Annotated in this window: 23 protein-coding genes; 15 read left to right on the top strand and 8 right to left on the bottom strand. The window is 66.8% G+C overall.

What is annotated here, in order from left to right; translation table 11 throughout:
• Positions 1 to 295 precede the first annotated feature (295 nt).
• The 4 genes from BJ981_RS04275 to BJ981_RS04260 all read left to right on the top strand — a co-directional run bounded on the left by BJ981_RS04275 (position 296) and on the right by BJ981_RS04260 (position 3,482).
• Complete coding sequence (locus BJ981_RS04275; protein WP_184608416.1) at positions 296 to 856, top strand: GNAT family N-acetyltransferase; 561 nt, start codon at positions 296 to 298, stop codon at positions 854 to 856.
• A 45-nt stretch (positions 857 to 901) separates the two neighbouring features.
• Positions 902 to 1,102: a hypothetical protein gene (locus BJ981_RS04270; protein ID WP_184608415.1), complete on the top strand. Its 201-nt coding sequence runs from the start codon at positions 902 to 904 to the stop codon at positions 1,100 to 1,102.
• Between the two features lie 580 nt (positions 1,103 to 1,682).
• A complete protein-coding gene (locus BJ981_RS04265; RefSeq protein WP_184608414.1) occupies positions 1,683 to 2,015 on the top strand; it encodes a hypothetical protein in 333 nt (110 codons plus the stop codon).
• A 270-nt stretch (positions 2,016 to 2,285) separates the two neighbouring features.
• Positions 2,286 to 3,482, top strand: coding sequence for an alpha/beta hydrolase family protein (locus BJ981_RS04260; RefSeq protein WP_204070470.1), 1,197 nt, complete (start codon positions 2,286 to 2,288; stop codon positions 3,480 to 3,482).
• A gap of 227 nt (positions 3,483 to 3,709) precedes the next feature.
• Here the strand turns inward: BJ981_RS04260 and BJ981_RS04255 are convergent, their stop codons facing one another.
• On the bottom strand, positions 3,710 to 4,993 hold the full coding sequence (locus BJ981_RS04255) for a 2-oxo acid dehydrogenase subunit E2 (protein WP_204070471.1): 1,284 nt from the start codon (positions 4,991 to 4,993) through the stop codon (positions 3,710 to 3,712).
• 20 nt (positions 4,994 to 5,013) lie between these two features.
• A complete protein-coding gene (locus BJ981_RS04250) occupies positions 5,014 to 7,194 on the bottom strand; it encodes an alpha-ketoacid dehydrogenase subunit alpha/beta (protein WP_184608412.1) in 2,181 nt (726 codons plus the stop codon).
• 137 nt (positions 7,195 to 7,331) lie between these two features.
• On the opposite strand from BJ981_RS04250, the gene BJ981_RS04245 reads away from it, so the two are divergent.
• Both BJ981_RS04245 and BJ981_RS04240 read left to right on the top strand, forming a co-directional pair.
• Positions 7,332 to 7,865 carry a VOC family protein gene (locus BJ981_RS04245; protein ID WP_204070472.1) on the top strand — a complete coding sequence of 178 codons (534 nt, stop codon included), beginning with the start codon at positions 7,332 to 7,334 and terminating at the stop codon, positions 7,863 to 7,865.
• A gap of 46 nt (positions 7,866 to 7,911) precedes the next feature.
• Entirely contained in the window at positions 7,912 to 8,538 is a 627-nt protein-coding gene (locus tag BJ981_RS04240) for a GntR family transcriptional regulator (protein ID WP_204070473.1), read from the top strand.
• Here the strand turns inward: BJ981_RS04240 and BJ981_RS04235 are convergent.
• The 4 genes from BJ981_RS04235 to BJ981_RS04220 are packed head-to-tail and all read right to left on the bottom strand — an operon-like array spanning position 8,523 to position 12,491.
• Complete coding sequence (locus tag BJ981_RS04235) at positions 8,523 to 9,362, bottom strand: 3-hydroxyacyl-CoA dehydrogenase family protein (protein WP_184608409.1); 840 nt, start codon at positions 9,360 to 9,362, stop codon at positions 8,523 to 8,525. The two genes, BJ981_RS04240 and BJ981_RS04235, sit on opposite strands and share 16 nt — an antisense overlap.
• Positions 9,355 to 10,098, bottom strand: a complete 744-nt coding sequence (locus tag BJ981_RS04230) for an enoyl-CoA hydratase/isomerase family protein (protein ID WP_239139475.1) — start codon at positions 10,096 to 10,098, stop codon at positions 9,355 to 9,357. Before BJ981_RS04230 ends, BJ981_RS04235 begins: the two co-directional genes overlap by 8 nt.
• 42 nt (positions 10,099 to 10,140) lie before the next feature.
• Positions 10,141 to 11,316, bottom strand: a complete 1,176-nt coding sequence (locus BJ981_RS04225; RefSeq protein ID WP_184608408.1) for a CaiB/BaiF CoA transferase family protein — start codon at positions 11,314 to 11,316, stop codon at positions 10,141 to 10,143.
• A complete protein-coding gene (locus tag BJ981_RS04220; protein ID WP_184608407.1) occupies positions 11,313 to 12,491 on the bottom strand; it encodes an acyl-CoA dehydrogenase family protein in 1,179 nt (392 codons plus the stop codon). The genes BJ981_RS04225 and BJ981_RS04220 overlap by 4 nt, the downstream gene beginning before the upstream one ends.
• 75 nt (positions 12,492 to 12,566) lie before the next feature.
• Here BJ981_RS04220 and BJ981_RS04215 point away from each other — a divergent pair, with 75 nt between their 5' ends.
• The gene (locus BJ981_RS04215; RefSeq protein WP_184608406.1) at positions 12,567 to 13,589 is read left to right on the top strand and encodes a LysR family transcriptional regulator; all 1,023 of its coding nucleotides are present in this window, start codon (positions 12,567 to 12,569) and stop codon (positions 13,587 to 13,589) included.
• Here BJ981_RS04215 and BJ981_RS04210 read toward each other — a convergent pair.
• Both BJ981_RS04210 and BJ981_RS04205 read right to left on the bottom strand, forming a co-directional pair.
• The gene (locus BJ981_RS04210) at positions 13,475 to 14,452 is read right to left on the bottom strand and encodes an NAD(P)-dependent oxidoreductase (protein WP_184608405.1); all 978 of its coding nucleotides are present in this window, start codon (positions 14,450 to 14,452) and stop codon (positions 13,475 to 13,477) included. The two genes, BJ981_RS04215 and BJ981_RS04210, sit on opposite strands and share 115 nt — an antisense overlap.
• A gap of 130 nt (positions 14,453 to 14,582) precedes the next feature.
• Positions 14,583 to 15,308, bottom strand: coding sequence for a helix-turn-helix domain-containing protein (locus BJ981_RS04205; RefSeq protein WP_184608404.1), 726 nt, complete (start codon positions 15,306 to 15,308; stop codon positions 14,583 to 14,585).
• Positions 15,309 to 15,564: 256 nt separating this feature from the next.
• On the opposite strand from BJ981_RS04205, the gene BJ981_RS04200 reads away from it, so the two are divergent.
• The 8 genes from BJ981_RS04200 to BJ981_RS04165 all read left to right on the top strand — a co-directional run bounded on the left by BJ981_RS04200 (position 15,565) and on the right by BJ981_RS04165 (position 25,079).
• A complete protein-coding gene (locus tag BJ981_RS04200) occupies positions 15,565 to 16,956 on the top strand; it encodes a M24 family metallopeptidase (RefSeq protein WP_184608403.1) in 1,392 nt (463 codons plus the stop codon).
• A complete protein-coding gene (locus BJ981_RS04195; RefSeq protein WP_204070475.1) occupies positions 16,953 to 18,029 on the top strand; it encodes a zinc-dependent alcohol dehydrogenase in 1,077 nt (358 codons plus the stop codon). Before BJ981_RS04200 ends, BJ981_RS04195 begins: the two co-directional genes overlap by 4 nt.
• Positions 18,030 to 18,423: 394 nt before the next feature.
• The gene (locus tag BJ981_RS04190) at positions 18,424 to 19,179 is read left to right on the top strand and encodes a cupin domain-containing protein (protein WP_184608402.1); all 756 of its coding nucleotides are present in this window, start codon (positions 18,424 to 18,426) and stop codon (positions 19,177 to 19,179) included.
• On the top strand, positions 19,176 to 20,009 hold the full coding sequence (locus tag BJ981_RS04185) for an ABC transporter permease (RefSeq protein ID WP_184608401.1): 834 nt from the start codon (positions 19,176 to 19,178) through the stop codon (positions 20,007 to 20,009). The genes BJ981_RS04190 and BJ981_RS04185 overlap by 4 nt, the downstream gene beginning before the upstream one ends.
• Positions 20,000 to 21,628 (top strand): ABC transporter ATP-binding protein, encoded by a 1,629-nt coding sequence (locus BJ981_RS04180; protein WP_184608400.1) that lies wholly within the window; start codon positions 20,000 to 20,002, stop codon positions 21,626 to 21,628. The genes BJ981_RS04185 and BJ981_RS04180 overlap by 10 nt, the downstream gene beginning before the upstream one ends.
• A 10-nt stretch (positions 21,629 to 21,638) precedes the next feature.
• Positions 21,639 to 23,213, top strand: coding sequence for an ABC transporter substrate-binding protein (locus tag BJ981_RS04175; protein ID WP_184608399.1), 1,575 nt, complete (start codon positions 21,639 to 21,641; stop codon positions 23,211 to 23,213).
• Positions 23,214 to 23,225: 12 nt separating this feature from the next.
• Positions 23,226 to 24,245, top strand: coding sequence for an ABC transporter permease (locus tag BJ981_RS04170; RefSeq protein ID WP_184608398.1), 1,020 nt, complete (start codon positions 23,226 to 23,228; stop codon positions 24,243 to 24,245).
• 75 nt (positions 24,246 to 24,320) lie between these two features.
• Positions 24,321 to 25,079 (top strand): cupin domain-containing protein, encoded by a 759-nt coding sequence (locus tag BJ981_RS04165; protein WP_184608397.1) that lies wholly within the window; start codon positions 24,321 to 24,323, stop codon positions 25,077 to 25,079.
• Positions 25,080 to 25,097: the final 18 nt, after the last annotated feature.

Below are 25,097 nucleotides of genomic sequence, written 5' to 3'. Positions count from 1 at the left end.
CAGCCACCCCCGACCTCCCCCTTGGCGCCGCGGGCTTCGATGAGGTCGCACCGAGGCGCTGCCCCCGGCTGATCGTCACGAGCGGAAGTACGTCCACCCCGTCATCGGCCGACCTGCTCCCCACCTCCGCTTGGCCACGTCATGTCCGTCCCCTGGACAGAGGCCGATCGCCCGGACAAGCCAAGCCCTGAAATCCCTGCCTCTTGAGGCCGGGACCGGGATCCATGCCGCGTATTTGCCGCCTCCATCGGAGGGGCAAGATGGACATCCCATTGCGAAGGCGACAAGGAGAGGCATGACTGTCGTGCTCCACGGCCCTCCAGACGAAGAGGGTTCCTCTCTCTTGCTCCGGCTCTGGACAGAAGATGACGTCCCTGAGCTGATCGACGCCTACCGTGACCCCGTCATGCGCCAATGGACCAGGTTTCACGTCACCGATGAGCAGGATGCCCGTCGGTGGGTGGAGCTGCAAAGGAAAGGGTGGAATGACGGCGACCGGCTGAGCTTCGCCGTGGTGGAGTCGAGGGGGGAAAGTGATCGCCCTCGCCTGGTGGCCAATGTGGTATTGAAGGGCCGCGTCACCGGCGGGAATTCCGCCGAAGTGGGTTATTGGACCACTCGCACGGCACGCGGACGGGGTATCGCCGGCCGGGCCCTTGAGCCGCTGACGACCTGGGCTTTTGAGACGTTTGCGCCGCAAGGATTGGAATGTCTTAAGTTGCTCCACCAGGTGGACAACTACGCTTCCTGTCGAGTGGCGCAAAAGTGTGGGTACGTCCTGGAAGAGATTGTTCCTGCTCGACCACCGTTCCTCCACGATGGACACGTTCATGTTCGGCTTGCTCCTCAGGAATGAGGAGCAAGGGCTGAAGTCGACGGTCTATCGGCGATGGTGGTGTCGGTGCCTCTGGAAGATGTTGCAGAGGCGGGAGGTCTTTCTGCAGGAATAACTTCGAATATTGCTCAATCCGCTCACGTTGGTGCTGGTCACGTTCTGCAGTCCGTGCTGAGTGGTCATGTTGAAGATTCTCATGTCACTCTTGTTGCGGGTGCCGTTTCCGACGTGCAAGTTGATATTGATGGGGCCGTGATCGTCGGTTGACGTGGCTCTGGAGTGCTCTGCGATCGCCGCAATGTCCGCGCTTGCAGGGGAAGAGGCCAGAACGCCCGCTGCCAAGATCAAAATGACAGCAGGCATGGCCGACCACACCCTCATGCCCATCGAAGTCCGCGGTTTCTCCGCGCGGTGACGAATCATTCGGTGGCACACCTGCCCTCTCGTATCACTTGGAGACGGGAGGATACGTCGGATGCATATCAGTGACATTAGCCCCATACCCCGCCACGAACCATCCGCCCTACTCCGAATGATGCACGGGCCAGATGCTTGCCCGCCCTTTACCGTCGTGACCGCCGGTGGCTCGGACGGAGAGCGCTCACCCGCTGGACGCACGTCGTCGCCGTCCCGAGCGACCCGGAACGAACCTTCACGACCTACGACACATCGGCGACGTGTGAGGGCGTGGTGCGACCGCCGACATCGGCCGGCCCCCATCCCGGCAGGGCCGGTCCTTCTCTCAGATCATCCTGGAGTTGGAGCGCCCCCGGCAGAGGCATCTCTTCCGTACGATCTCAGGATGAGGGATCAAGGAACCGGGGGAGTACCAGCGACCAAGCGGGTTGTGACGCTGAGCACGGTTCTGCTCGGAGACCTGCTCCTTCTGGTGATGGCGGGATGGATCATAAGCAGTGCTCACTCGCGAGGGGAGCTCTGTGACGGAGCCAGTGTGTGGTGTGACGGGCGGGCAGACCCGACTCCCGCCGAATGGTCGGCGGAAATGAGTTTCCGTTCTGGTGTCGCCTACACGTCATCGGCGACCGTGACCCTGATCCTGCTGGTGATCGCCGCCGTGGCGTGGCGGCGCCACCGAAGGGACATCGCGTTGGTGCAGATCCTTCCGCTGCTGCTGGTCGCCGTGTTCGCCATCACCTGGACTCCGTTCACGCCTGTATGACATCAGACCAGGCGGAAGCGACCGGGATACGCGAAAGGCATCGACGAGGTCGAAGGCCGGCAGTCGAAAGCATCGCCGGGTCTTCGCCACGGGGGCAGACCACTCGCCGTGGGTCAAGCGGTCTGTAAGTAGCCACGCGGTACTCCTCCGCCCCGGCCTCGTCGACGTACCATCAGGTGGCCGAGTTCTGGCCGGCGGATGGTCCCGCTGCGGCGACACTGGGGTGACCCGGGTCTGCGACGGCTTGCCGCAGGCGTACGCCTGGGCTTGGTGATCTTCGTTATCAGGACGGACTACGCGGTGTTCGAATACTTTGCCGGCAACTACGTCTGGAACATGGCGGTCAACCACGCGATCGTCTCGGGAGCCCGCATCGGCGAGATCGATCAGATGTGCCGCCCCCTCGTAGAGGCCGCGAAAGCCGAGGGGAACGACGAATCGGCGACCGCGGCATTCCTCGCGGCCTGGTGCACGGTCGCTGACCGCCTGGTCCAACAGGCAAAGGTCGATGAGGAGGCAGGCCACCTGATCTCAGCCGGCGAAAAGCTCGGCCGTGCCTCCACCTATTACCTGACCGCGGAACGCATGCAGCGGCCAGGCGCGGCGGGGCGGCAGGACCTGTACCGCAAGGTGATCGACACCTTCCGTCGAAGCGTCGAATTCGAGCGCGAGAACTGCGAGTTCGTCGAGATCCCGTACAGCGCCAACGGCCGGGAGACCAGCTTTCCCGGGCTCTTCGTCCGCGGAGAGGGCGACGGCCCGCGACCATGCGTGGTGGAGTTCAACGGGCTCGACTCGACCAAGGAGATGGTCTACGGGAATGGGCTCGCGCAAAAGCTCGCCAAGCGTGGCATCTCTACACTGATCATGGACCATCCCGGCTCCGGTGAAGCTCTCCGGCTGCGCGGCATGACCGGCTCCTATCAGAGCGAGAAGTACGGCGGCGCCGGCCTCGACTATCTTGCCTCGCGCGACGACTGCGATGCCGGCCGGTGCGGCGTGGTCGGCTGGTCACTCGGTGGCTATTACGCGCCACGTGCCGCCGCTTTCGAATCACGTTTCAAAGCATGCGTTGCCTGGGGCGCGATCTACTCATGGCCTGAGCTCGGTGCATACAGGCAGGAGAGCGGTCAGGGGACCGAACCATCGGTGCCGCACTTCGCCGAGCACATCGCCTGGGTGTTCGGCCTGAAGACTCCCGAGGACTTCCCGCCGTTCGCGGCAACCATGAGCATGGCCGAGCACAGTCACCGGATCACGATGCCGTTCCTGGTGATTCACGGATCGAACGATCGCCAGATTCCTGCCCTCTTCGCCCAGAAGCAGTACGACGCCGCGGTGAACAGCTCACGGCGCGAACTGCACATCGTCACCCCTGAAGAGGGCGGCGTGGAGCATGTGGGCTTCGACAACCCGACCTTCACCACTTCCTACATCGCGGACTGGCTGGCCGAGACACTCGTCTGACGAATCACGGCTGCGATCGTTTCGGGTGAGCCGCTGCTCATCGGCGCTAAGCGCATGCGACTCGTCCAGCTCCTACGTGATCGCGCAGGTACCGGACCACGGACAAGGCCTCCACAAAGCCCGCCTTTCCGGGCTGCTGTGCCAGAACCGCAAGGGCAGGTGCCGCGCCAGGCAGTTCGGTACCGTGCGAGCGTCCGAGGTCGGCCCGGCGACGTGGTTTGTTCGCATCAGACGAACGTCCGCAAGGGGTTCTCCACGAGCGACACGAAAGCCTTCATCCACTGCGCGGCCACCACACCGTCCACCGGGCGATGATCGACGGAGAGCGTCACCCGGATCACGGTGCCGACCGTCAACCTGCCCTTCGTGACGACAGGTTCCTGCCGCGCCGCGCCCACTGCCAGAATCGCCGCTTGCGGCGGATTGATGATGGCGTCGAACTCTTCGGTACCGTACATCCCGAGGTTGGTGATGCTGAGGGAGCCGCCTTCGAGCTCGTCCTGTCGCAGACGTCCGGCCTTCGCACGTTGGGCGAAGTCCTGGACGCCGGCCGCGACCTGGGAGATCGACAGGCGCTCGACCGAACGGAGCACGGGGGTGACCAGGCCCTGCTCGGTCGCGATCGCCACCGAGATGTCGACGGTGGAGAAGGAGCGGATCGCGTCCGGGGTCCAGACCACGTTCATCGCCGGCACGAGAAGGTGGGCGGCCGCGGCCGCCTTGATCACCATGTCGTTGACCGAGATCTTGGTCGGGCTCACCTCGTTCAGTCGCGCGCGCAGCTTCAGCAGCTTGTCCGCATGGGCGGTGCCGCGCAGGTAGAAGTGCGGCGTCGTCTGCTTGCTCGCGGTCAGCCGGGCGGCGATCGCCTTGCGAATCCTGCTGTGCGGTCGGTCGACGTACGCCGGTCGCCCACCCGCGGAGGGGCGATCGCCTGGCGTGGGCGTCACCGGCGCCGTGGCAGGCACGGTGCCGGTCGAAGAGGTGGGTGCGGCGGTCGCCGCCCTATCGGCCTGGACGGCGACGGCGGTCTCGACGTCACGGCGGATGATCCGGCCACCGGGGCCGGTTCCCCGGATCTGATCGACGGAGAGGTGCGCGTCCCGCGCCAGCCGCCGGGCCAGTGGACTGGCGAAGACCCGCCGTACGGTGGCCGTGCCGCCGTTGGCGATCATCGGCGGGTCGGGCCGCGCCGGCTCCGGAACCGTACGTCGCTCGGGCGCCGGAACGGCCGTGCCCAGCGCGACTCTCAGATGGGCGAGCAGCGCGTCGACGTCGTCGATCTTTTCGCCCGGCTCACCCAGCACCGCGATCGGAGCGCCGACCTCGATCGTCGAGCCGGCCGGTACGAGCGTCTTCAGGAGCACGCCGTCGGCCTCGGCTTCGACGTCGACCACGGCTTTCTCCGTCTCCACCGTGGCGATGGTGTCGTCGGCGGAGAACGGCATGTTCTCCTCGATCTGCCATTCCTGCAGGACGGCCTCCACCGCGTTGGCGGAGACCTCCGGCATGCGAAGCACCTTTGCCATTGTCAGTACCCCATGACCTCGGTCAGTTTGGCGGCCACTTCCTCGCTCTTGGCGATGGCGGCACGCTCGAGCACCTTGCTGATGCTGGGGGAGGCGAGGCCGCCGGTCACCCGCTGCACCGGCTGATCCAGCCAGTCGAAGAATCGGCGGTGGATCTCATCGGCCAGCCAGCCGCCGTACGATGTGCCCACCGCACCCTGCTCCGCGATCAGCACGTTGTTCGTTTTCCTGATGCTCTCGCCGAGCGTGTCCCAGTCGATGCTGGCCCGGTCGAGCCAGCGCAGATCGATCACCTCGGCGTCGATGTCGCCGAGCGACTCGACCGCCTCCAGCACGTAGTTGGCCATCGCCAGGTAGGAGATGACGGTGATCTGGGATCCGGTACGCCGCACGGCCGCTTTGCCCACCGCAAGGCAATAGTCGAGGTCGTCGACCGGTCCTTCGCCGACGGAGGTGTACAGGTCGGTGTGTTCGAGGACGACGACCGGGTCCTTGCACCGCAGCGCGCTGTTCATCAGTCCCACGTAGTCGAACGGCGTCGACGGGGCGACGATCCGCCACCCCGGCGCGGTCGCGAAGACTCCCGCCGGGTCCATCGAGTGTTGTGAGCCGTAGCCGGTCCCCATGGCGACCTTGCTGCGCAGCACGAACGGCACGTCGTCATCGCCGCCGAACATGTGCCGTGCCTTGCCGATCTGGTTGAAGAGCTGGTCCGCGGCGACCCACATGAAATCCGCGTACATGAACTCCACGACGGGCTTGTAACGGCCGTCGAGCGCTATGCCGCCGCCGAGCCCGGCGAACGCGTTCTCACTGATCGGTGTCCCCAGGACCCGGTCCGGATGGGCGTCCTTCAGGCCGCGGGTCGCGCCGTTGGTGCCCCCGTTGAGGCGATGGACGTCCTCACCCAGCACGACGACGGTGTCGTCGGTCGCCATGCGACGCGCCATCACACCGGCGACGGCGTCGATGAACTTCTGCTCCGCGATCTCCCCGGTGAACGTGTCCCGGTCGGCGAACCGCGCCTCGGCGAATTCGCTGAGGTCGCCGTGCACTCCCACGTCCACGAACGCCGGGTCGGGCCACTCCTGCGGCTTGATCCGGCGCTGGCCCGCCCTGCCACCGGGCAACGGTTCGAGGAGCAGGTCGCCGATCTCGTCGAGCAACCGCTTGGCGCGCTCGACGGACCCGTCGATGTCAGATCGGCTGAGGACCTCGCGGCGCAGCAGGTGGCCTGACAACTGTTCGATCGGATCACGTTGGCGCCATTCCTTCTCCTCCGCCTTGCCGCGGTAGCCGAACGCGCTGCCGGGGAACGGGCCGTTCTGGTGGAAGTAGCGGTAGACGTCGGCCTCGACGATCGTCGGCCCGTTGCCGGCGCGCATGTGCGCGAGTGCCTCCTGCATCGCCAGGTAGACCGCGAGCGGGTCCATCCCGTCGACCTTCCAGCTGGGGATGCCGAAGCCGGGTCCGCGTGCCGACAGCCGGGACTCGGCGGTGACCTCGAAGACGTTGGTCGAGACCGCGTACCGGTTGTTCTCGATGAAGAAGCAGATCGGCAGATGCCAGGCCGCCGCGAGGTTGAACGTCTCAAGTGTGGAGCCGATGTTGGCGGCGCCGTCGCCGAAATACGTCACAGCCACGGCATCGGTGCCCGCCTGGCGGTGCGCCCAGGCCGAGCCTGCGGCGAGCGGGACCCCGCCTCCGACGATGGCGTTGGTGCCGATGGCGCCCGCCTGCTTCCACTGCAGGTGCATCGAGCCACCACGCCCGTGGCCGAATCCACGTTCCAGGCCGCAGATCTCGGCCAAGGTCCGTAGCAGGACGGCGCGTACGTCGTCGGAGAACTCCCGGGTCGGGTCGATGCCCTTCGGCTCGACATGCGCCAACACCTTGGCGAGGAACTGGTGATGGCCGCGATGCGAGCCGTTGACCGTGTCCGCGCTGGTGAGCGGGAGGATCGAGCCGACGGCGCCGCCCTCCTGACCGATGCTCGAATGTGCCGGCCCGTGGATCAGGCCGGCACCGGCCAGATCGAGAACGTACTCCTCGAACGCGCGGATGAGCACGAGATGACTCAGCATGCTGGTCAGCAGGCGAGGATCGGCCGCGTCCCAGTCGGCGGTGGTGGAGACGACCTCCACCCATGGCGCCGTCGGCTCCAGTCGATGGCGATCGGTCATGGCTCTCTCCCTGCAGTCGGTGCGCTGAGCGAGCTTCGCACATATTGGATCCAAAAATCCAGCTTCTCTGCTCTGATCGGTCGAAGACCGGCAGGGTTACCATGTTCTGGATCCAATATGGCTTCAAGGGAGATGGCGTGACCAGCAACGGACTTCCAGGCCTGCGCCGCGTGGACCACATCGGCTTCACCGTCGCCGACCTGTCGGAAGCGAGCCGGTTCCTCGTGGAGGTACTCGGCTGCGAGTACATGTACAGCCTCGGGCCGTTCCGGCATGACGACGGAGAATGGATGCTCGAGCACCTCAACGTCCACCCGCGGGCGGTGATGCGGCGGTTGCACTTCTTCCGCTGCGGCGGCCAAGCGATCTTCGAGGTGTTCGAGTACTCCGCGCCGGAGCAGGCCACCACGCCTCCGAGGAACAGTGACATCGGCGGCCATCACATCGCCTTGTACGTCGACGACCTGGACGCCGCCATCGACCACCTCGTGAGTCACGGGGTGCGCGTCTTGGGCGAACCGACGGCGAGCAGGGGAGCGAGCGAGGGGCAGCGCTGGGTCTACTTCCTTGCCCCCTGGGGGATGCAGTTCGAGCTAGTGTCCTACCCCGACGGCAAAGCCTTCGACCGGCAGACGACCGACGGCAGGGGGACCACCCGTGCGACACCTTGACACCGGAACCTCGGACACCGCGACGACCAGTGCCACGAGTCAGCGCGTGGCCGACTATTTGCGCGCGGCGATTCTTCGCGGCGAGATCGCGCCGGGGGAGCGAATCCGCCAGGAGGAGATCGCCGCCCGGTTCGGCGCCAGCCGCCTACCCGTGCGGGAGGCCCTGCGCATGCTGGAGGCCGAGGGGCTCACCGAGCATGAGACCAACAAGGGCGCCAGGGTCCCGCGGCTGGACGCGCACGAGGTGGACGTCATCTACCAGATGCGGGAACGACTTGAGCCGTTGGCGCTGGCGCAGAGCCTCCCCAACCTGTCCGGGGATGACCTGCGCCGGCTTGAGCAGATCCAGGAGCGGATCGAAGCGAACCGGGATGTCGGCGAGTTCCTCAGACTGGACCGGGAGTTCCACCTCCTGACCTACAGTGGATGCCGGATCGACCCGCTCTCCTCCACGGTCGTCCGGCTGTGGAACTCCACACAGCACTACCGACGGGCGTTCATGATGCTCATCGGGCCGAGCCGGCAGTGGGTGGTCAACGCCGAGCACCGGCTGCTCCTCGATGCCCTGCAGCGCCAGGACGCCGTGGACGCGGAACGCCATCTCAGCGGCCACATCCGCCGTACCAGAATCGAACTGGCCCGGCACCCGGAGGTCTTTCAGGCCCAGCGGTGAAAGCCTTGACCGGTTTTGCGGCCCAGTTGCCCGTCGGCGACCTTGTCCCGCAGCAGTTGCGGGGGCGCGAACCGGTCACCCAGCGTCGCATGCAGGTACTCGGCGATCGCGAGGCGGACGTCGAGGCCCACCAGGTCCGTGGAGCGCAGCGGTCCCATCGGATGGCGATAGCCGAGTTCCATGGCGGTGTCGATCGCTTCGGCGTCGGCCACGCCTTCCTCGAGCATCCGGATCGCCTCCAGGCCCAGCAGGACACCGAGACGACTGGTCGCGAAGCCGGGTGAGTCCCGCACGACGACGTCCGTCTTGTCCAAGCCGCGAACCCAACCGCGGGCCTGCTCGATGACGCCTGCTGCCGTGCCGGGTGCGGTGACGATCTCGACAAGGCCGGACGCGGGGACCGGGTTGAAGAAATGCAACCCGAGGAACCGATCCGGACGGCGGAGGGCGGAGCCGAGTCCGGCGATGGACAGCGAGCTGGTATTGCTGGCCAGTACGGCATGTTCGCCGATGACCTGCTCCGCTTTCGTGAGCACATCGACCTTGAGCGCGGGCACTTCCGGCACGGCTTCGACGACCAGCTCGGCGGCGGGCGGCAAGGCCGAGACGTCGTCGACAACGCTCACGCGGGTGAGCGCGGCATCCAGGGCGTCGGCGAGCTTGCCGCGCTCAGCAGCCTTGGCCAAGCCGTCGGCGACGCGCTGACGGGCGGCTGTCGCATCGCCGGTCTCGACCACTGACACCTCGGCGCCCGCCGCGACGAATACCTGAGCGATACCGGCCCCCATCAGGCCACCACCGATCACGCCGACGGTCTTAGGCATCTGAGTCACGTCTTCTCCGTTCCAGGAACTTGGTCATACGGTCGTGCTTGTCCTCGGTCTCGAACAGGACGGCCTGGGCGAGGTCGTCGGCAAGCGGGTGCACGCCAGGGGCGTCGAGGACCAGCTTGGTCAGCCGCAGCGCCGCGGGAGACCACGCGGTCATCCGGTCCAGCAGCCGATGAGCGGCGCCGAGCAGCTCCTCGGGAGCGACGATGTCGGCGACCAGACCGCAGGCCAGAGCCGCCTCCGCGGGCAATTGCCGGCCGGCGAGCAGCACCTGCTTGGCCACGGACCTGCCGACGAGCTCGGCCAACCGCCAACAGGCCCCGGCCGCGGCGAGTATGCCCAGGCCCGGCTCGGGGTTGCCGAACACGGTGGCGGGCGTGGCCAGCCGGACGTCACAGGCATAGGCCAGTTCGGCGCCACCGCCGATCGCGTAGCCGTCGACCGCGGCGACGGTGGGCATCGGGAGCCGGGCGATGCGGTCGAACAGCCTGCTGTTGATGCCCTGCAGGGCCTTGTCACGGTCGCGGGCACGCAGCTCGGCGATGTCGGCGCCGGCGGCGAATGCCCCGCCGGCGCCGGTGAGCAGCAGCGGCCGGGGGACGCGTTCCAGGAGGTCGCAGACGGCGTGCAGATCATCGATCATGGCCGCGTTGATCGCGTTGCGAGCAGCGGGGCGGTTCAGGGTGACGATGACCCGGTCGTCGCGCTCGTCGAGGATGAGGGTTCTCACACATGCTCCAGGAGCGGGGATGAACGTGTCAGGCACGTCTGTTCAGGTGGCTTGCGCCGCGATCCCGCGGGAGATCAGGTCGTCCGCGTCGACGCCGACCTCGTCGAGAAGAGCGCGGGTGTGCTGACCGAGCGCGGGGACGTCGCCCATATGGGCCTCGACATCGGCGAACGTCACGGGCGGCAGAAGGGCGTTGATCCGGGCGTGCTCGGTGCCGACCTGCCGCCAGCGGTCGCGGGCACGTAGCTGGGGGTGGTCGATGACCTGGTCGATCTCCTTGAGCTGGGCGGCCGGAACGCCGGCCGCCGCCAGCCGGGCGTCGAGCTCGGAGGTGGACCAGCGAGAGGTGCGGGCCGCGACCGCGGCGTCGCACTCGGCGCGATTGCGCACCCGCGCGACGTTGGTGGCGAAACGCGGGTCCTCGGTGAGTTCGGGGGCGTCGAGGACGGCGGTGACGAGGGCGCGCCACCCGGCGTCGTTCTGGACTCCGATCAGCACCTGCCCGTCGCGGGTCGGGAAAGCGTCGTACGGGGCGATCGCACTGTGACTCAAGCCCATCCGCGCAGGCTGCGTCCCGGCGTACATCCGGGTGTAGAGGGCATACCCCATCCACTCGACGGTGGCCTCGAGCATCGAGACCTCGATGGTCGCGCCCGCACCGGTGCGGCAACGGCGCAGCAGCGCTGCCAGCACGGCCTGGGAACAGTACATGCCCGCAGCGATGTCGGCGGTGGGGATGCCCGTCTTCGCCGGCGATTCCGGGGTGCCGGTGATCGCGATGACGCCGGCCTCGGCCTGGATCAACATGTCGTAGGCCTTGCGCTGTTCCATCGGGCCGCCCGCGCCGAATCCGGACAGGTTGACCGCGACGAGTTCGGGCCGCTCGGCGGTGAGATCTCCGAGGCCGAGACGTTCGGCGGCGCCCGGAGCGAGGTTCTGCAGGAACACGTCGGCCTTGGCGACGAGCCGGCGGACGACGTCGCGTCCCTCGGGTGTCTTCAGGTCGACGGCGATCGACTCCTTGCCACGGTTGAGCCAGACGAAGTGCGCCCCGGTCCCGTGCACGGTGTGGTCATAGGCCCGGGCGAAGTCGCCGCCGTCCACACGCTCGACCTTGATGACGCGCGCGCCGAGGTCGGCGAGGTTGCGCGTGGCCAGTGGAGCGGCGACGGCCTGCTCGACGGCGACGACGGTGAACCCGTCGAGCGGGCGGTTCATGACCGTCTCCTCTTCTCGGCCCGGACCAGATTTCCGCCGACGATCAGACGCTGGATCTCGCTGGTGCCCTCGTACAACCGCAAGAGCCGGACATCGCGGTAGATGCGCTCGACCGGGACCTCACGGATGTAGCCGCTGCCACCGTGGACCTGTACCGCCAGATCGGCGGCCTGGCCCGCCATCTCAGTGCAGAACAACTTCGCCGCCGACGGCGCGATCCGGCGGTCCTCGCCGGTCACGTACAACCGCGCGGCCTCTCGTGCCAGTGCCCGGCCTGCGAGCACGCCGGTCTGCTGGTCGGCGATCATCGCCTGCACGAGCTGGAAGTCTCCGATCGGGGTGCCGCCTTGGGTGGCGGTGGCGGCATAGGCGACCGACTCGTCCAGCGCGCGCTGCGCGGCGCCGACGGCGACGCCGGCGATGTGGATCCTGCCGCGGGCCAGCGACGTCATCGCGGCCTTGTACCCGACCTCTCCGTCGCCGCCCACCAGAGCCTCCGGTCCCACGCGGACCTGTGTGAAGGTCACGTTCGCCGTGCGCGAGCCCTCCTGTCCCATCTTGGCGTCCTTCGCGCCGACCTCGACGCCCGGCGTGTTCGAGGGCACCAGGAACACCGCGATACCCGTGCCGGATTCCGACGGGGGCCGGACGCGGGCGAACACCACGAACAGACCGGCCTCGGTGGCGTTGGTGACGAACTGCTTGCCGCCGTCGATGATCCAGCCTTCGCCGTCCGGTCTCGCGCTGGTCCGGAGGCCGGTCGGGTTGGACCCGGCGCCGGGCTCGGTGAGCGCGAAGGACGCGACCACCGCACCGGACGCGAGGGCGGGCAGCCACCGCGCCTGCTGCTCCACGGTGCCGAACCCGACCAGCACCTGTCCGGCGATGCCGTTGTTCGTGCCGAACATCGACCGCAGCGACAGTGACGTGTAGCCCAGTGCCATGGCGACTTCCACGTCCTGGACGAGGTCGAGGCCGAGCCCACCCCAGGCCTGGGGGATCGCGTACCCGAACAACCCCATGCCGGCGGCCTGCTCGCGCAGGTCGGCGGGGATGGCGTCCGTCGTCATGATCTCCAGTTCGCGGGGCATGACGCGAGTGCGCACGAAGTCATTGATCTGGCTGAGGACGTCCGTGAAAACGTCATCGGGGACGTCGGGGTTGCCGGTGTACATAGCTCTCACTATCGAGCGCCGATTAAGACCAGTCCAATACCTAATCAAGCGCTCTGTGATACTCTTCCGATAAATATGGACGTACAGCAGCTCCGCTCCTTCCTCGCGGTGGCCGAAGAACTGCACTTCGGCCGGGCCGCCGAGCGGCTGCACATGGCCCAACCTCCGCTGAGCCGCACCATCAAGCAACTGGAGCGCGAACTCGGGACCCAGCTGTTCGAGCGCAACACCCGGTCGGTCCGCCTGACCGCCGCCGGGCAGGTGCTCATCGGCCCGGCGAAGGACGTCCTGGACGCCCTATACCGGGCGGAGGCAGCGGTACGGGCGGCCGGGGACGGTCAGGTCGGGCGGGTCCGGATCGCGTTCGCCGGGGCGTCGACCCACTCTCTGGTCGCGAGGCTCGCCCGCGTGGTGCGATCGCGGCGCCCAGGGATCCAGCTGGAGTTGTCGAGCCAGAACTTCGCGCAGCCGGCGATGAAGAAGCTCGTGCAGGGAGACACCGACATCGCCCTCGGCCGCTGGGACGTCATTCCCGCCGAGGTGGTCGCTCGGGTCGTCGTGCCCGACGCGCTCTCGGTCGCGGTCCCGGACACCCACCCCCTGGCCGGCGCCCCCCGGCTGGAGATCGGGCAGCTGGCCGACGACGGCTTCGTGTCCTTGCCGCCGTACGAGGGCGCGGTGCTGCCGGACCGGTTGCGGCGCCTGGCCCACGCCGCGGGATTCGTCGCGAACGTCGTCCAGATCGCGCCCGACACGCAGACAGCGCTCGCACTCGTGAGCGCGCAGGTCGGATGCCATCTGACGCTCTCGTCGGTGGCGCGGAACGTCACCGACCCACATGTCGTGTTCGTGCCTCTGGACGCCCCACCGCAGGACGTCGACCTGCGAGCGGCATGGCGCCGTGACGATCGCAGCCCCGCGTTACGGGCGGTGCTGGACGAGCTGCTGATGTTCGAAGGAGCCGAACCGCCGTCCGTGGATCTTCATTCCCGATCCTCTTCCGGCTCGAGTGCATGGCCGGCATCACGGGCGACCGCCAGCACGAGCGCGGCGAAGTCACGCCCCTCACCGAGTCCGCCGGAGATCAGCCGTGAATAGGCGGTCTCGGTCGTGTTCAACACCGGCATCGGTGTCTCCGTCCGCCGGGCGAGGTCCAGTGCGAGACGGATGTCCTTGCGCTGGCCCTCTGGCGTGAAGGTGGGCGGGAACCGCAGCGCGACCAAGTTGTCCGTCTTGTAGCGGGTGAACGGCGAGCCGATCGCGCTCTCGTTCAGGAAGGTCATCAACGCGGCGCGCGAAACACCTGCCTTGTCCGCCAGAACGGCGACCTCGGCCAGCGCCTGCATGGTCACCGCCAGTACGGCATTGACGCAGAGCTTGATGACGTTCGCCTCGGCGCCGGCGCCCGCGCGAAATACCTGGCGGCCGATGCGGCGGGTCAGGTCCTCGGCGAGATCCAGGCCCGCCTCGTCCCCGGATAGCACGAAGACCGCGTTGCCGGCCTCGACGACCGCGGGGTTGCCGCTGACCGGGGCTGACACGTAAGCCACGCCGGCGGCGCGGGCGGCGTCCGCGGCGCGCTCCGCCGCCTGCGCGGAGACGGTCGAACCGTCGATCCAGACGGCGATGCGACGACCGTCGCTTCGCGAGAAGAGGCCGGTGCGAGGGTCGTGCAGCTCCCCGAGTACGGCGTCGTCGAGCACCATGGAGAACACCACCTCGCACTCCCCGGCCTCGGCCACCGAACCGAGACGCGTCGCTCCACGCTCGACGAGGGGGTCGGCTTTGGCCGTGGTGCGGTTGTAAACAGCCAGATCAACGCCGCTGTCCAGCAGGCGTGCAGCCATCGGTGCGCCCATTCGTCCGAGTCCGATCCAGCCGACCCGGATGTCGGAGAGCGAGCGCGGACGGGTTCCGCGCGTGTCATCCGCTCGATGGGGCATGCCGTTGCTCGCGCCCATGGCGCTCCTTCTCAGTGGATGGGATCTCGACTACCCGTGCACCGTGAGACACGGCCATGGGTCGGCGATAATCACAGTCAGGTGAATCACAAGAACGAAATCCGGCCGCGTCGTCGCGTGGAAGTCCGTGCTAATCGCGATGGTGCCCTTGATTGTGCGCCCACGCTTCCAGCATTTCGGCCGCCGAAGCGCCGGCAGTGTCAAGGCCCTTTGAGATCTCTGCGGCCTGATACGTGAGCTGCCGGCGGCCCACGACGAACCACACCCCCTTGGCCCGCCTATCGGTCTGGTTGACGTAGAGATGCGGGCGCGATGAGTCGAAGCACAAGGAGTCGCCGGCGCGCAGGGTGTAGGTGTCGAAGTCGAGTTTGAGGGTCAATTCCCCTTCGATGAGGTACCCGTACTCGATGCCTGGATGACGCATGAGGCGCCCTTCGACCGAGCTCGATCCGCCGGGCGCGTACGTGGTGATGAGCGGGTCGACGAGGCCGCCGAGCATGCCGGCGAGTCGCTCCCACTGCACGCCATTCTCCAGCTCGATGACGGGTGCGTCCTCGGCTCGCTGTACCACGTCGTTGCTGCCGCCGGACGGATCGGGCCTGGCGTCGCGGCGTTCTCCCGGCTCGTTCTCATGCGGCGCGGTCGGACCCGAGCCGCTGGTGCCGAGAAGGTCGTCGAGGGAGAGCGCGAGGTGCGTCACAAGAGCGTAGAGAGTGGCGACCGAGGGCTGCGTCTTTCCGGTCTCCACCTGAGAGAGCAGGCTGGGCGAGATGCCGACCGCCGCTGCCACGCTGCGCATGCTCAGTCCCTTCGCCTCACGAGCGCGGCGCAGTTCCGGACCGAGATTGCTGATCACGGCAGGAACCTATCTGAGGTGAACAGCCGCTGTAAACGTCCCTGTGACGTCGGGAACCTCGTGGTGAACAAGCGATGTTGGGCCACGAAACCGCCTCTTTCGCCGCGAAAATCTTTGTCTATGGGGGTGCCGCGACATTGGTCACCTCCTGCCTTCACTTAAGCAGGACCGATCACCTATGCTGCTCGATGTTCACTCTACCTGTACAGGGACGCAGCTGTGAACAGGTAAGGGCTGCTCCCAGAAGGAGACTCACATGGGCACAGCCACCTTCGGCGCGATGGGCGTCGACTGGGAGCAGCGTGTGGACTTCGACCGCCTGCGCCGGCAGCGGGTGGAACGGCTCCGTGCCGAACTGGAGAAATCTTCTCTCGGCGCCGTCCTCGCCTTCGACTTCGCCAACATCCGATACATGACCTCCACCCACATCGGCACGTGGGCCATGGACAAACTCATCCGGTTCAGCCTGCTGACCCGGAACTCGGACCCGATCTCATGGGACTTCGGGTCCGCGGCGAAGCACCATCAGCTCTACAACCCCTGGCTCAACGAGACCACCGCCGAAGCGGACGGTCATCCTCGCGGTGGCGTGCGCCCGAGGGAGGAATCGGGCGCCCGGGCCGGCATCTCCATCCTGCGCGGCGCCTTCCACCCCGACGCCGGGATCGCCGAGACGGTCGCGGCGAAGATCAAGCGGGAGCTGGACAAGTTCGGGCTCGCGGACGAGGCCCTCGGCATCGACGTCGTGGAGCTGCCGGTCCTCCTCGCCCTCCAGAACGCCGGCATCAAGGTCGTGGACGGCCAGCAGGTATTCTTGGAGGCCCGCCGGGTGAAGACGGGGGACGAGATCTCGCTGCTCACCCAGGCCGCCTCCATGGTGGACGCCGCGTACGAGGACCTCTACGAGTTCCTGCGCCCTGGAGTCCGCGAGAACGAGGCCGTCGGCCTGGTCTCGAAGAAGCTCTACGACCTGGGCTCCGAATACGTCGAGGGCGTCAACGCGATCTCGGGCGAACGCTGCTCGCCGCACCCGCACGTCTACTCCGACCGGCTGATCCGCCCGGGCGACCCGGCGTTCTTCGACATCCTGCACAGCTTCAACGGGTACCGGACGTGCTACTACCGCACCTTCGCGGTGGGCTCCGCGAGCAGGGCGCAGCGGGACGCCTACAAGATCGCCCGCGAGTACATGGACCGGGCCATCGCCACGGTGCGTCCCGGGGCGACGACGGCCGATGTCGTCTCCCTCTGGCCGAGGGCACAGGAGTTCGGTTTCCCGGACGAGGAGGCGGCGTTCGCGCTGCAGTACGGCCACGGCGTGGGCCTGTCGATCTGGGAGAAGCCGATCTTCTCCCGGCTGGTCTCGCTGGACCATCCCGAGGTCCTCGAGGAGGGGATGGTGTTCGCCCTGGAGACCTACTGGCCTTCCGCCGACGGCGTCGGGGCGGCCCGGATCGAGGAAGAAGTCGTGGTGACGGCCGGCGGCTGCCAGGTGATCACGAAGTTTCCGGCCGAGGACCTGCTGGTGGCGGGTGGCCGCCGCTACTTCACGGTCGACGGGCCGATGAATCTGACTCGTGACGCGCAGTCCCACCTCAACACCGCCGCAGGACGAGGGGATCTCCTGAAGGAGGCGTCACCGCGATGACCGCAATGATGACCGCCGCCGTCTACTACGGCGCCCACGACATCCGGATAGAGCGCGTGCCGGTGCCGGCGCCCGCGCCGGAGGAGGCCTTGCTGCGGGTGCGGCGCTGCGGGGTCTGCGGAACCGACGCGAGCGAGTGGTCGGCCGGGCCGATCATATTCCCGGTCCGCCGGACCCACCCTGTGAGCGGGCACCAGGGGCCGATGATCCCCGGACACGAATTCGTCGGCGAAGTCGTCTCGGCACCCGAAGGCAGCGGCCTGACGGCCGGGGACATCGTTGTTTCAGGCGCCGGCGTGTCCTGCGGAAACTGTGCCCGTTGCCATGAAGGCCGCACGAACATCTGCGACCGGTACTTCACGCTCGGGCTGAACGTGGACGGCGCCCTGGCGGAGTACGTCGCCTGCCCGGTAGGGGCCCTTGCCCGGGTGCCGGCCTCGCTCTCGCTCGACGCCGCCGGGCTCGCCCAGCCGCTGGCGGTAGGTCTGCACGCCGCCCGGCGTTCAGGGGTCGCCGACGGCGACCGCGTGGTGGTGATCGGTGCGGGCGCGATCGGTACCTTCGTCCTCCTTGGCTTGCGTTATCTGTTCACGGACCTGGACATCACGGTGATCGACTTCGCCGGAGCCAAGCTCGATCGGGCCCTCCGGCTCGGCGCCACACGGGTTGTCGAACCCCGCGACGACCTGGTGGACGCCGTGCTCGGCGCGATCGGCCCGACGGGGGCGGACGTGGTCGTCGAAGGCAGCGGCGCCCCCGATCAACTGTCCCGGGCGATCGCGATGACACGGTACGGCGGACGCGTGCTCGCCGTCGGCCTGCCCAAGCGCCCGCCCGCAGTCGACGTGCACACCCTCGTGCTGCGCGAGATCACACTTGACACGACCATGGCCCACGTCTGCGGCGATGACCTGCCGTCCGCGCTCGACCTGCTGGCGCGGAGCGAGGTGGCGGGTGAACTCCTGGAGGACGTCGTGGCTCTCGACGGGCTCACCGACGTGCTCGACAGACTCGCCGCAGGCAGGCTCGACGGCAAGGTCCTGATCGACCCGAGCCAGGGGGCAGGACGTTGATGTCCTGATCCTCGATGACCGGCGATGGGCCTGCTGTGGCTGGGCAGGCCCCATCGTGCCATGGCCCCCCGAGCCTGCCAACGGTAGTGTGCACTAATGGTGAACAACCCGATCGCTAATGCTTGACATTCGTGGCTCGCGCTTCCTAACGTACGACCACAGCGTTCGGGCAGCCATTCGGCAGACCCGGCACCCGATGGGAGCAGATGGCCGGCCGAGTGCCGCCGCCGGCCCCATCGACCTGCTCCTGACCTGAACACGATCTTCCTGATATCCAGAGCATCGCTTCGCGGAGCCTCAGCGCGCCGTTCACCAAGCACGCCAACTTCTTTTCAGCCGGACGTCATTCCACGCTCTGGAGCCCGACCCGAGATACGAAAGCAGGGAATCCTGAATGGGACTGACGATCAGGCACTACTCGGACGTCGAACCGGGTCCCTCACGACTCGAGCCGTCGATTCACGGCGTATCGCCCAAGCATCGCGAGATCTTCCGGCCTCACACCGGTGGCTCAGCTCGCTTGGACGCGGGTTACAACGAGTACGTGGGACCTCGGACCGGCGGTCCGGTGGTGTATCCGGGTTATGTCGAGGTGTGTTACCTGCCCAAGGGCGATCACGTGCAGTTGACGGCGTCGGGGAAGGTGGTCGAGGTCCGGGAGGGGTCGTTCGCGATCCGGTTGCGGGGGTCGACCAGTTTTGTGATCATTCCGCAGGCGTTGACCAGTCTGTGTTTCTTTTCGCCGGGCCGGCCCAGGGATTGGGGTGGTCGTGGGGTCGCCTCGCAGGAGGCGGTGCTGGCCGATCCGCTGTTCGTTCATCCGGATGATTGTGCCGAGTTCGATGATCCGGATGCGGGGGTCGTGGGCACGGTGCGTAGCCGGGAGGTGATGTCGCACGAGGTGTGCGAGCGGGTCTCGGTCAGGTGGACGCGCATGGACGCGGGCGCTGTGCTGAACGGGGCGGCGTGTGGGGCGGACCGCATGGTCTACGTGGTGGAGGGCACGATCGTGCTCCGCGACGCCGACGGTGAGCACAGCGCGGGGACGGGGTCGTTCATCCAGTGGCCGCCGGATGACGCGTTGACGATCTCGGCATCCGAGCCGGCCACCTTCTTCACCCTGTCCGCGCCGGCGGAGGCGACCACGTGACCGAGACGCTCGACCCGTTCTTCCCTCCGGAGCAGGTCACGGCGGGAAGTCGGCGACGCCCCTTTCCCGTGCGTGGTTACATCGCGCTCGGCTTCATCGTCTTCGTGGCGATGGTTCCCTTCTTCATCCCGGACGCGGAACAGACCGCGCTCACCCTTGGTCCTCCGTCCTGGAGCCACCTTCTCGGTACTGATCGCTATGGCCAGGACGTACTGGTGCGGCTGCTCAACGGCGGTCAGTCGATCACGGTCATGGCGGCGACGGCCGGTGCCATCGCGGTCGTGATCGGCACTGCGCTCGGCGCTTCAGCGGCGTACATCGGAGGGCGGACCGACCGCTTGCTGATGAGGCTGGTGGACCTCCTCCTGGCCACGCCGGCGCTGTTGGTGGTCTTGGTCATGGGAAGCGTGCTGCCGCGGTCGGCATTCGTCCTGACGATTGTCGTAGGAGTTCTCTTGATGCCGGCCGCGGCACGGATCATCCGAGCGGTCACGCTTCCCATATCGACGAGAGAGTTCATCGCTTCTGCCGAGGCCGCCGGTGCCACGACTCCGGAGATCCTCATCCGCGAGATCCTGCCGAACATCCGAGCCCGCATCGCGCTTGAATGGGCCCTGCGGTCGAGCATCGCGGTTCTCGTTCTCGCGGCGCTGAACTTCCTCGGGGTGGGGATCGCCCCGCCGTCTGCGGACTGGGGCCTCAGCCTGAACCAGGGCCGCGAGGTGTTGAGCTTCGCACCGTGGGTGAGCCTCACACCCGCCGCGGCCATCGTGGCGCTGGTCATAGCGATCAACGTGGTAGCTGATTCGGTAGGCGAGCGATGGCTGTAGAAACACCGCTGTTGTCGGCGGCCGAGATCTGCATCACCGTCGCGGGAGACGACGCCGTCCGTGTGGTCCAGAACGCCGGCCTCCAACTCCGCCGCGGTGGCAGCCTGGGTATCGCCGGAGAGTCGGGCAGTGGCAAGACGGCATTGGTCCATGCGCTGCTCGGCTACGCCCGAGAGGGCCTTGAGTTCGCCGACGGACGCATCGCCATCTGGACCCGGGACGCCGTGGTCGACCTTCAGCTCACCAAGGACGACTTCCGCGTGGTTCGCGGAAGCCGGCTGGCTCTTGTTCCACAAGCGGCGAGCTCGGTGCTGGACCCGATCATGACCGTCGGACACCAGCTACACGAGGTCGCCGCGGCGGTCATCGGACCCGACAGTGCTGACGACCGCGTACTCGCCACACTCGCCGAGGTCGGTTTCGAGCATCCAGAAGAAATCATCAAAAGGTACGCCCACCAGCTCTCCGGTGGACAACGCCAGCGCATCAACCTTTGTCTGGCGCTTCTCGGCCGGCCCGAGATATTGATCCTCGATGAGGCGACGACCGACCTGGACGCCATCACGCAGCGACGAGTGCTCGAGATGATCAAGCGTCTGAAGGTCGACCACGACCTGACGCTCGTCGCCGTCAGCCATGACCTCCGTGTTCTCGCCGAGATCTGCGAGGACCTGATCATCATGCGCGACGGGCACATCGTCGAACACGGGGATCTGCGTGAGCTGCTCGACGCCCCCAAGCACGACTACACCGCTTCCTTGGTCCAGCGGTTCCGAGTCGGCCCCCTGGCCGGCGTCGAGCCGACGGACCATCGCACCGTCGCGGGCGAGACGTCACCGATTCTCGAAGTCCACCACATGAGGGCCACGCACCGCACCCAGCGGGGAGGCCGGACTCGAACGGTCGAGGTCCTGCACGAGGTGTCGCTCGAAGCGCTGCGGGGCGAGTCCATCGGAATCGTGGGAGAAAGCGGCAGCGGAAAGACCACGTTCGCGCGCTCCCTGCTGGGAATCCATCCGAACTGGTCTGGAGATGTACGTTTCAACGGCGCTCCACTGGTGGGAACGGCGCGGCGACGTCCGCTGCAGGTTCGCAAGTCGCTCCAGATCGTCCTGCAGAACCCTGACACCACCTTCAACCCGCGCCTGACGATCGGCCAGTCGATCGCACACCGGCTTCAGAACTTCGAAGGCCTCAGCCGGGGTGAGCTCCGTCCCCGAATTCGTCAGCTTCTGAACGAAGTCGGCCTGCAAGAGACGCATGCCGACCGATATTCCGCCGAACTCAGCGGCGGTCAGCGGCAGCGTGCGTCGATCGCACGATCGCTCGTCGGCGATCCCGACCTGCTGGTGTGCGACGAAGTGGTCTCGGGCCTCGACGTCGAGTCGCAGGCACGTGTCATTCAACTGCTGAGCAGGCTCCGGTCGGAACGAGGCCTGACCCTGCTCTTCATCTCTCACGACATCAGCGTCGTCGCTGCCTTGACGCAGCGAATCGCTGTGTTCCATCAGGGCTCGATCGTCGAATGGGGCCCCACGGAACAAGTGATCGAAAACCCCGCGAGCGCGTACACCCGCGAGCTCGTGAACGCGGCGTACATCTCAGTATCAAAGAAATAGGAGAACCCTCATGAGCGGCACAGCCTCTCGACGGAGATTCCTCCAGGTGACCGGCGGTGCGGCGCTCGCCGCAGCTCTCGCCGCATGCTCATCGGACGACAAGGGCAACGGACGCGCCGCCGACGAGACGTCGGGGCAGAGCGGTGAGAAATCGGGCGGAACCCTGGCTGTCGCTTCCTTCCTGGGCGGCGCCACGGAGTCACCGGATCCCCTGTCCACCGTCTACTCCTCAGCCATGATCATGTGCCTGTACGACCGTCTCACGTCTCTGACCGACAGTTCGGGGCCGAAGCCGGAGCTCGCCACGAGCTGGTCGAGCGACGATCTCAAGACGTGGACGTTCAAGCTGCGCAAGGGCGTCAAGTTCCATAACGGCGCCGAACTCACGGCGAAGGATGTCATCGCGACCTTCGAGCGGATCCTGGACCCGAAGGCGCCAGGTTCGGCCAAGACGACCTGGGGACCTCTGATCGAGCCCGGTAGCGTCGTCCAGGGCGAGGACGAGTACACGGTCGTCTTCAAGCTGAAGGCCGGCGCCTGGGATCTGCCGTACCTGGTGAGCCACACCTACACCTCCATCGTGCCGGCTGGGATGACCACGGATCACATCAAGGCCGCCCCCATCGGCACCGGCGCGTACAAGTACAAGTCCTTCAAGGCGGGAGAGAAGTTCACCGGCGATCGCAATGCCGGGTACTGGCGGGAGAACTACCCGAAGCCGGACGAGATCGTCATCACCAACGTTGACACGACCGATCAGCGCCTGAACGGCTTGCGATCGAAGCAGTTCAACATCGCGCTGAACCTCGACCCTGTCACGACGCAGCCGGTTCTCAACAGCGACGACATCGTGGTCCACCGAACGCAAACCGGCGCGTTCACCCAACTGAACATGCTCTGCAGCGGGCCTCTCGCCGACAGCCGGGTGCGTCAAGCCATGAAACTGGTGGTGGACCGTGAGCAGATCCGCCAGAGCCTTCTGCGGGGCTGGGGAATCGTGGCCCAGGACCACCCGATCGCGCCAGATTCGCCGGTCTTCCCGAAGCTGCCCGCCATCTCAGCCGACATCGAGCAGGCGAAGAAACTGCTCGCCGAGGCCGGTCATCCCAATGGGCTGACCATCCAGCTTCACATGCGGCAGGGCACGCAAGGCGGCAATCTGGCGCAGCTGTACCAGGCCCAGGCCGCGAAAGCCGGCATCACCATCAAGCTCGTGCCCGAGCCCGGCGCCACCATGGTCCAAGGCATCCTGAGTCAGAAGTTCCAGATGCATGCCGGGCAGTACGGCGCGCGCCCCGGTGTCGCCCTGATCGACGTCATCTACGGCAAGTTCGGCGACCTTGGCAAGTCATACGCACTGTGGAGCAACCCGAAGTTCGACACACTCGCCCCGCAGGCGCGCGGGGAAGTCGATGAGACCAAGCGCAAGGAGCTCTACAACGAGTTGGCCGAACTCCTCGCCGCGGACGGCAACCTGATCGTGTGTTGCTTCGAGGAGAGCGTCCACGTGACACAGGGCGTCACCGGATTCCAGAAGACCACCATGGAGGCTCAGCCTCTCTGGAACGTAGCACTGTCGGCGTAACCCATGACATCAGTGACGGTCGAAGGGACATCGGCCAAGAAGAGTGGGCGGGAAGACTCGAACCGGTTGTTGCGCTGGTTCGTGACGCGAGTACTCAGCGGGTTCGGTGTCCTGCTTTTCCTGTCCGTCGTCGTCTTCGCCGCGACGAACGCCGTCCCCGGCACCATCGTCGACGCCTTGCTCGGGCCGGAGGCCGCGCCCCAGGACAGGGCGGCGCTCGCCGAACGCCTGGGGCTCAACACTCCGCTGCCGGCTCGATATGTGTCCTGGCTCGGGCACATGCTGACCGGTGATCTCGGAACTTCGCTCGCGGACGGCAACCCCATCGCGCCGAAGCTGCTCGAGCGGGCGGGACACTCTCTGGTTCTGGCCGGTGTCGCGTTCCTGGTCGTGCTGCCCGTAGCCATCGCACTCGGTTCGATGACGGGCCTTCGGCCCAAGTCCCGGTGGTCGAAAGCAGCGAACGGCTCATCGTTCGTGTTCATCTGCGTGCCGGAGTTCGTGCTGGGCATGCTCCTGATTCTCGTGTTCGCGGTATGGATCCCCGTCTTTCCCGCCATCAGCGCGGTCGACTCGGACTCAACGCTGTCCGAATGGGTGACAGCGCTCGTTCTCCCCGTTCTCACGGTCATCCCGGCCAGCGTGGCGATCCTCATGCGAGTCGTCCGTTTCGGCGTCGCCGAGGTCAACAGGGAGGACTTCATTCGCATGGCTCCACTGAGGATCGGTTACGACCCTCGGAAAGTTCTCCGGCGGCACATCCTGCCCAACGCACTCGCTCCGACCATCAGCGTGATGGCTCTGAGCCTCGCCCACATCATCACCGGCCTCGCGGTGATCGAGTCTCTTTTCCAGTACCCCGGCGTCGGCAAGATGCTGTTCGACGCCGTGGAAATCCACGACATTCCAGTGGTGCAGGCCACGGCACTGATCATCGGCCTCATCGTCGTCGTCCTGAACATTCTCGCCGATCTCATCGCCGGCATCCTGGACCCGAGAGTGGGCAGCGCCGAGCAGGGCGCCTCGTCATAGCCGGGGGCTGAAGCGACGACCGGTCGCCAGTACTTTTCTCCCACCTCCGAATAGAACCGATGGAGAGCAGTTCCAGTGAGCCTGACAATAAAGACACCCACCCACGCCGGCCTGCTGCCGAACCCCACCGAGGATGTGGGACTGGCAGCGGCGCCGATCCGCCGTCGAGTCATCTCACGTTGGGAAGACGGAGCCGATGCGGTGGATGGTTGCTACAACGAGTACGTGGGACCTCGGGTCGCCGGTCCGGTGGTGTATCCGGGTTATGTCGAGGTGTGTTACCTGCCCAAGGGCGATCACGTGCAGTTGACGGCGTCGGGGAAGGTGGTCGAGGTCCGGGAGGGGTCGTTCGCGATCCGGTTGCGGGGGTCGACCAGTTTTGTGATCATTCCGCAGGCGTTGACCAGCGTGTGTTTCTTTTCGCCGGGCCGGCCCAGGGATTGGGGTGGTCGTGGGGTCGCCTCGCAGGAGGCGGTGCTGGCCGATCCGCTGTTCGTTCATCCGGATGATTGTGCCGAGTTCGATGATCCGGATGCGGGGGTCGTGGGCACGGTGCGTAGCCGGGAGGTGATGTCGCACGAGGTGTGCGAGCGGGTCTCGGTCAGGTGGACGCGCATGGACGCGGGCGCTGTGCTGAACGGGGCGGCGTGTGGGGCGGACCGCATGGTCTACGTGGTGGAGGGCACGATCGTGCTCCGCGACGCCGACGGTGAGCACAGCGCGGGGACGGGGTCGTTCATCCAGTGGCCGCCGGATGACGCGTTGACGATCTCGGCATCCGAGCCGGCCACCTTCTTCACCCTGTCCGCGCCCGGGGGAGTAGCGGCTGCGTAACGAACCTGGACCGGATGA

The organism is Sphaerisporangium krabiense (assembly GCF_014200435.1).
GTDB lineage: Bacteria > Actinomycetota > Actinomycetes > Streptosporangiales > Streptosporangiaceae > Sphaerisporangium > Sphaerisporangium krabiense.
Note: the sequence above shows the minus strand (reverse complement) of the source record. Positions and strands in the feature narration are given on the sequence as shown.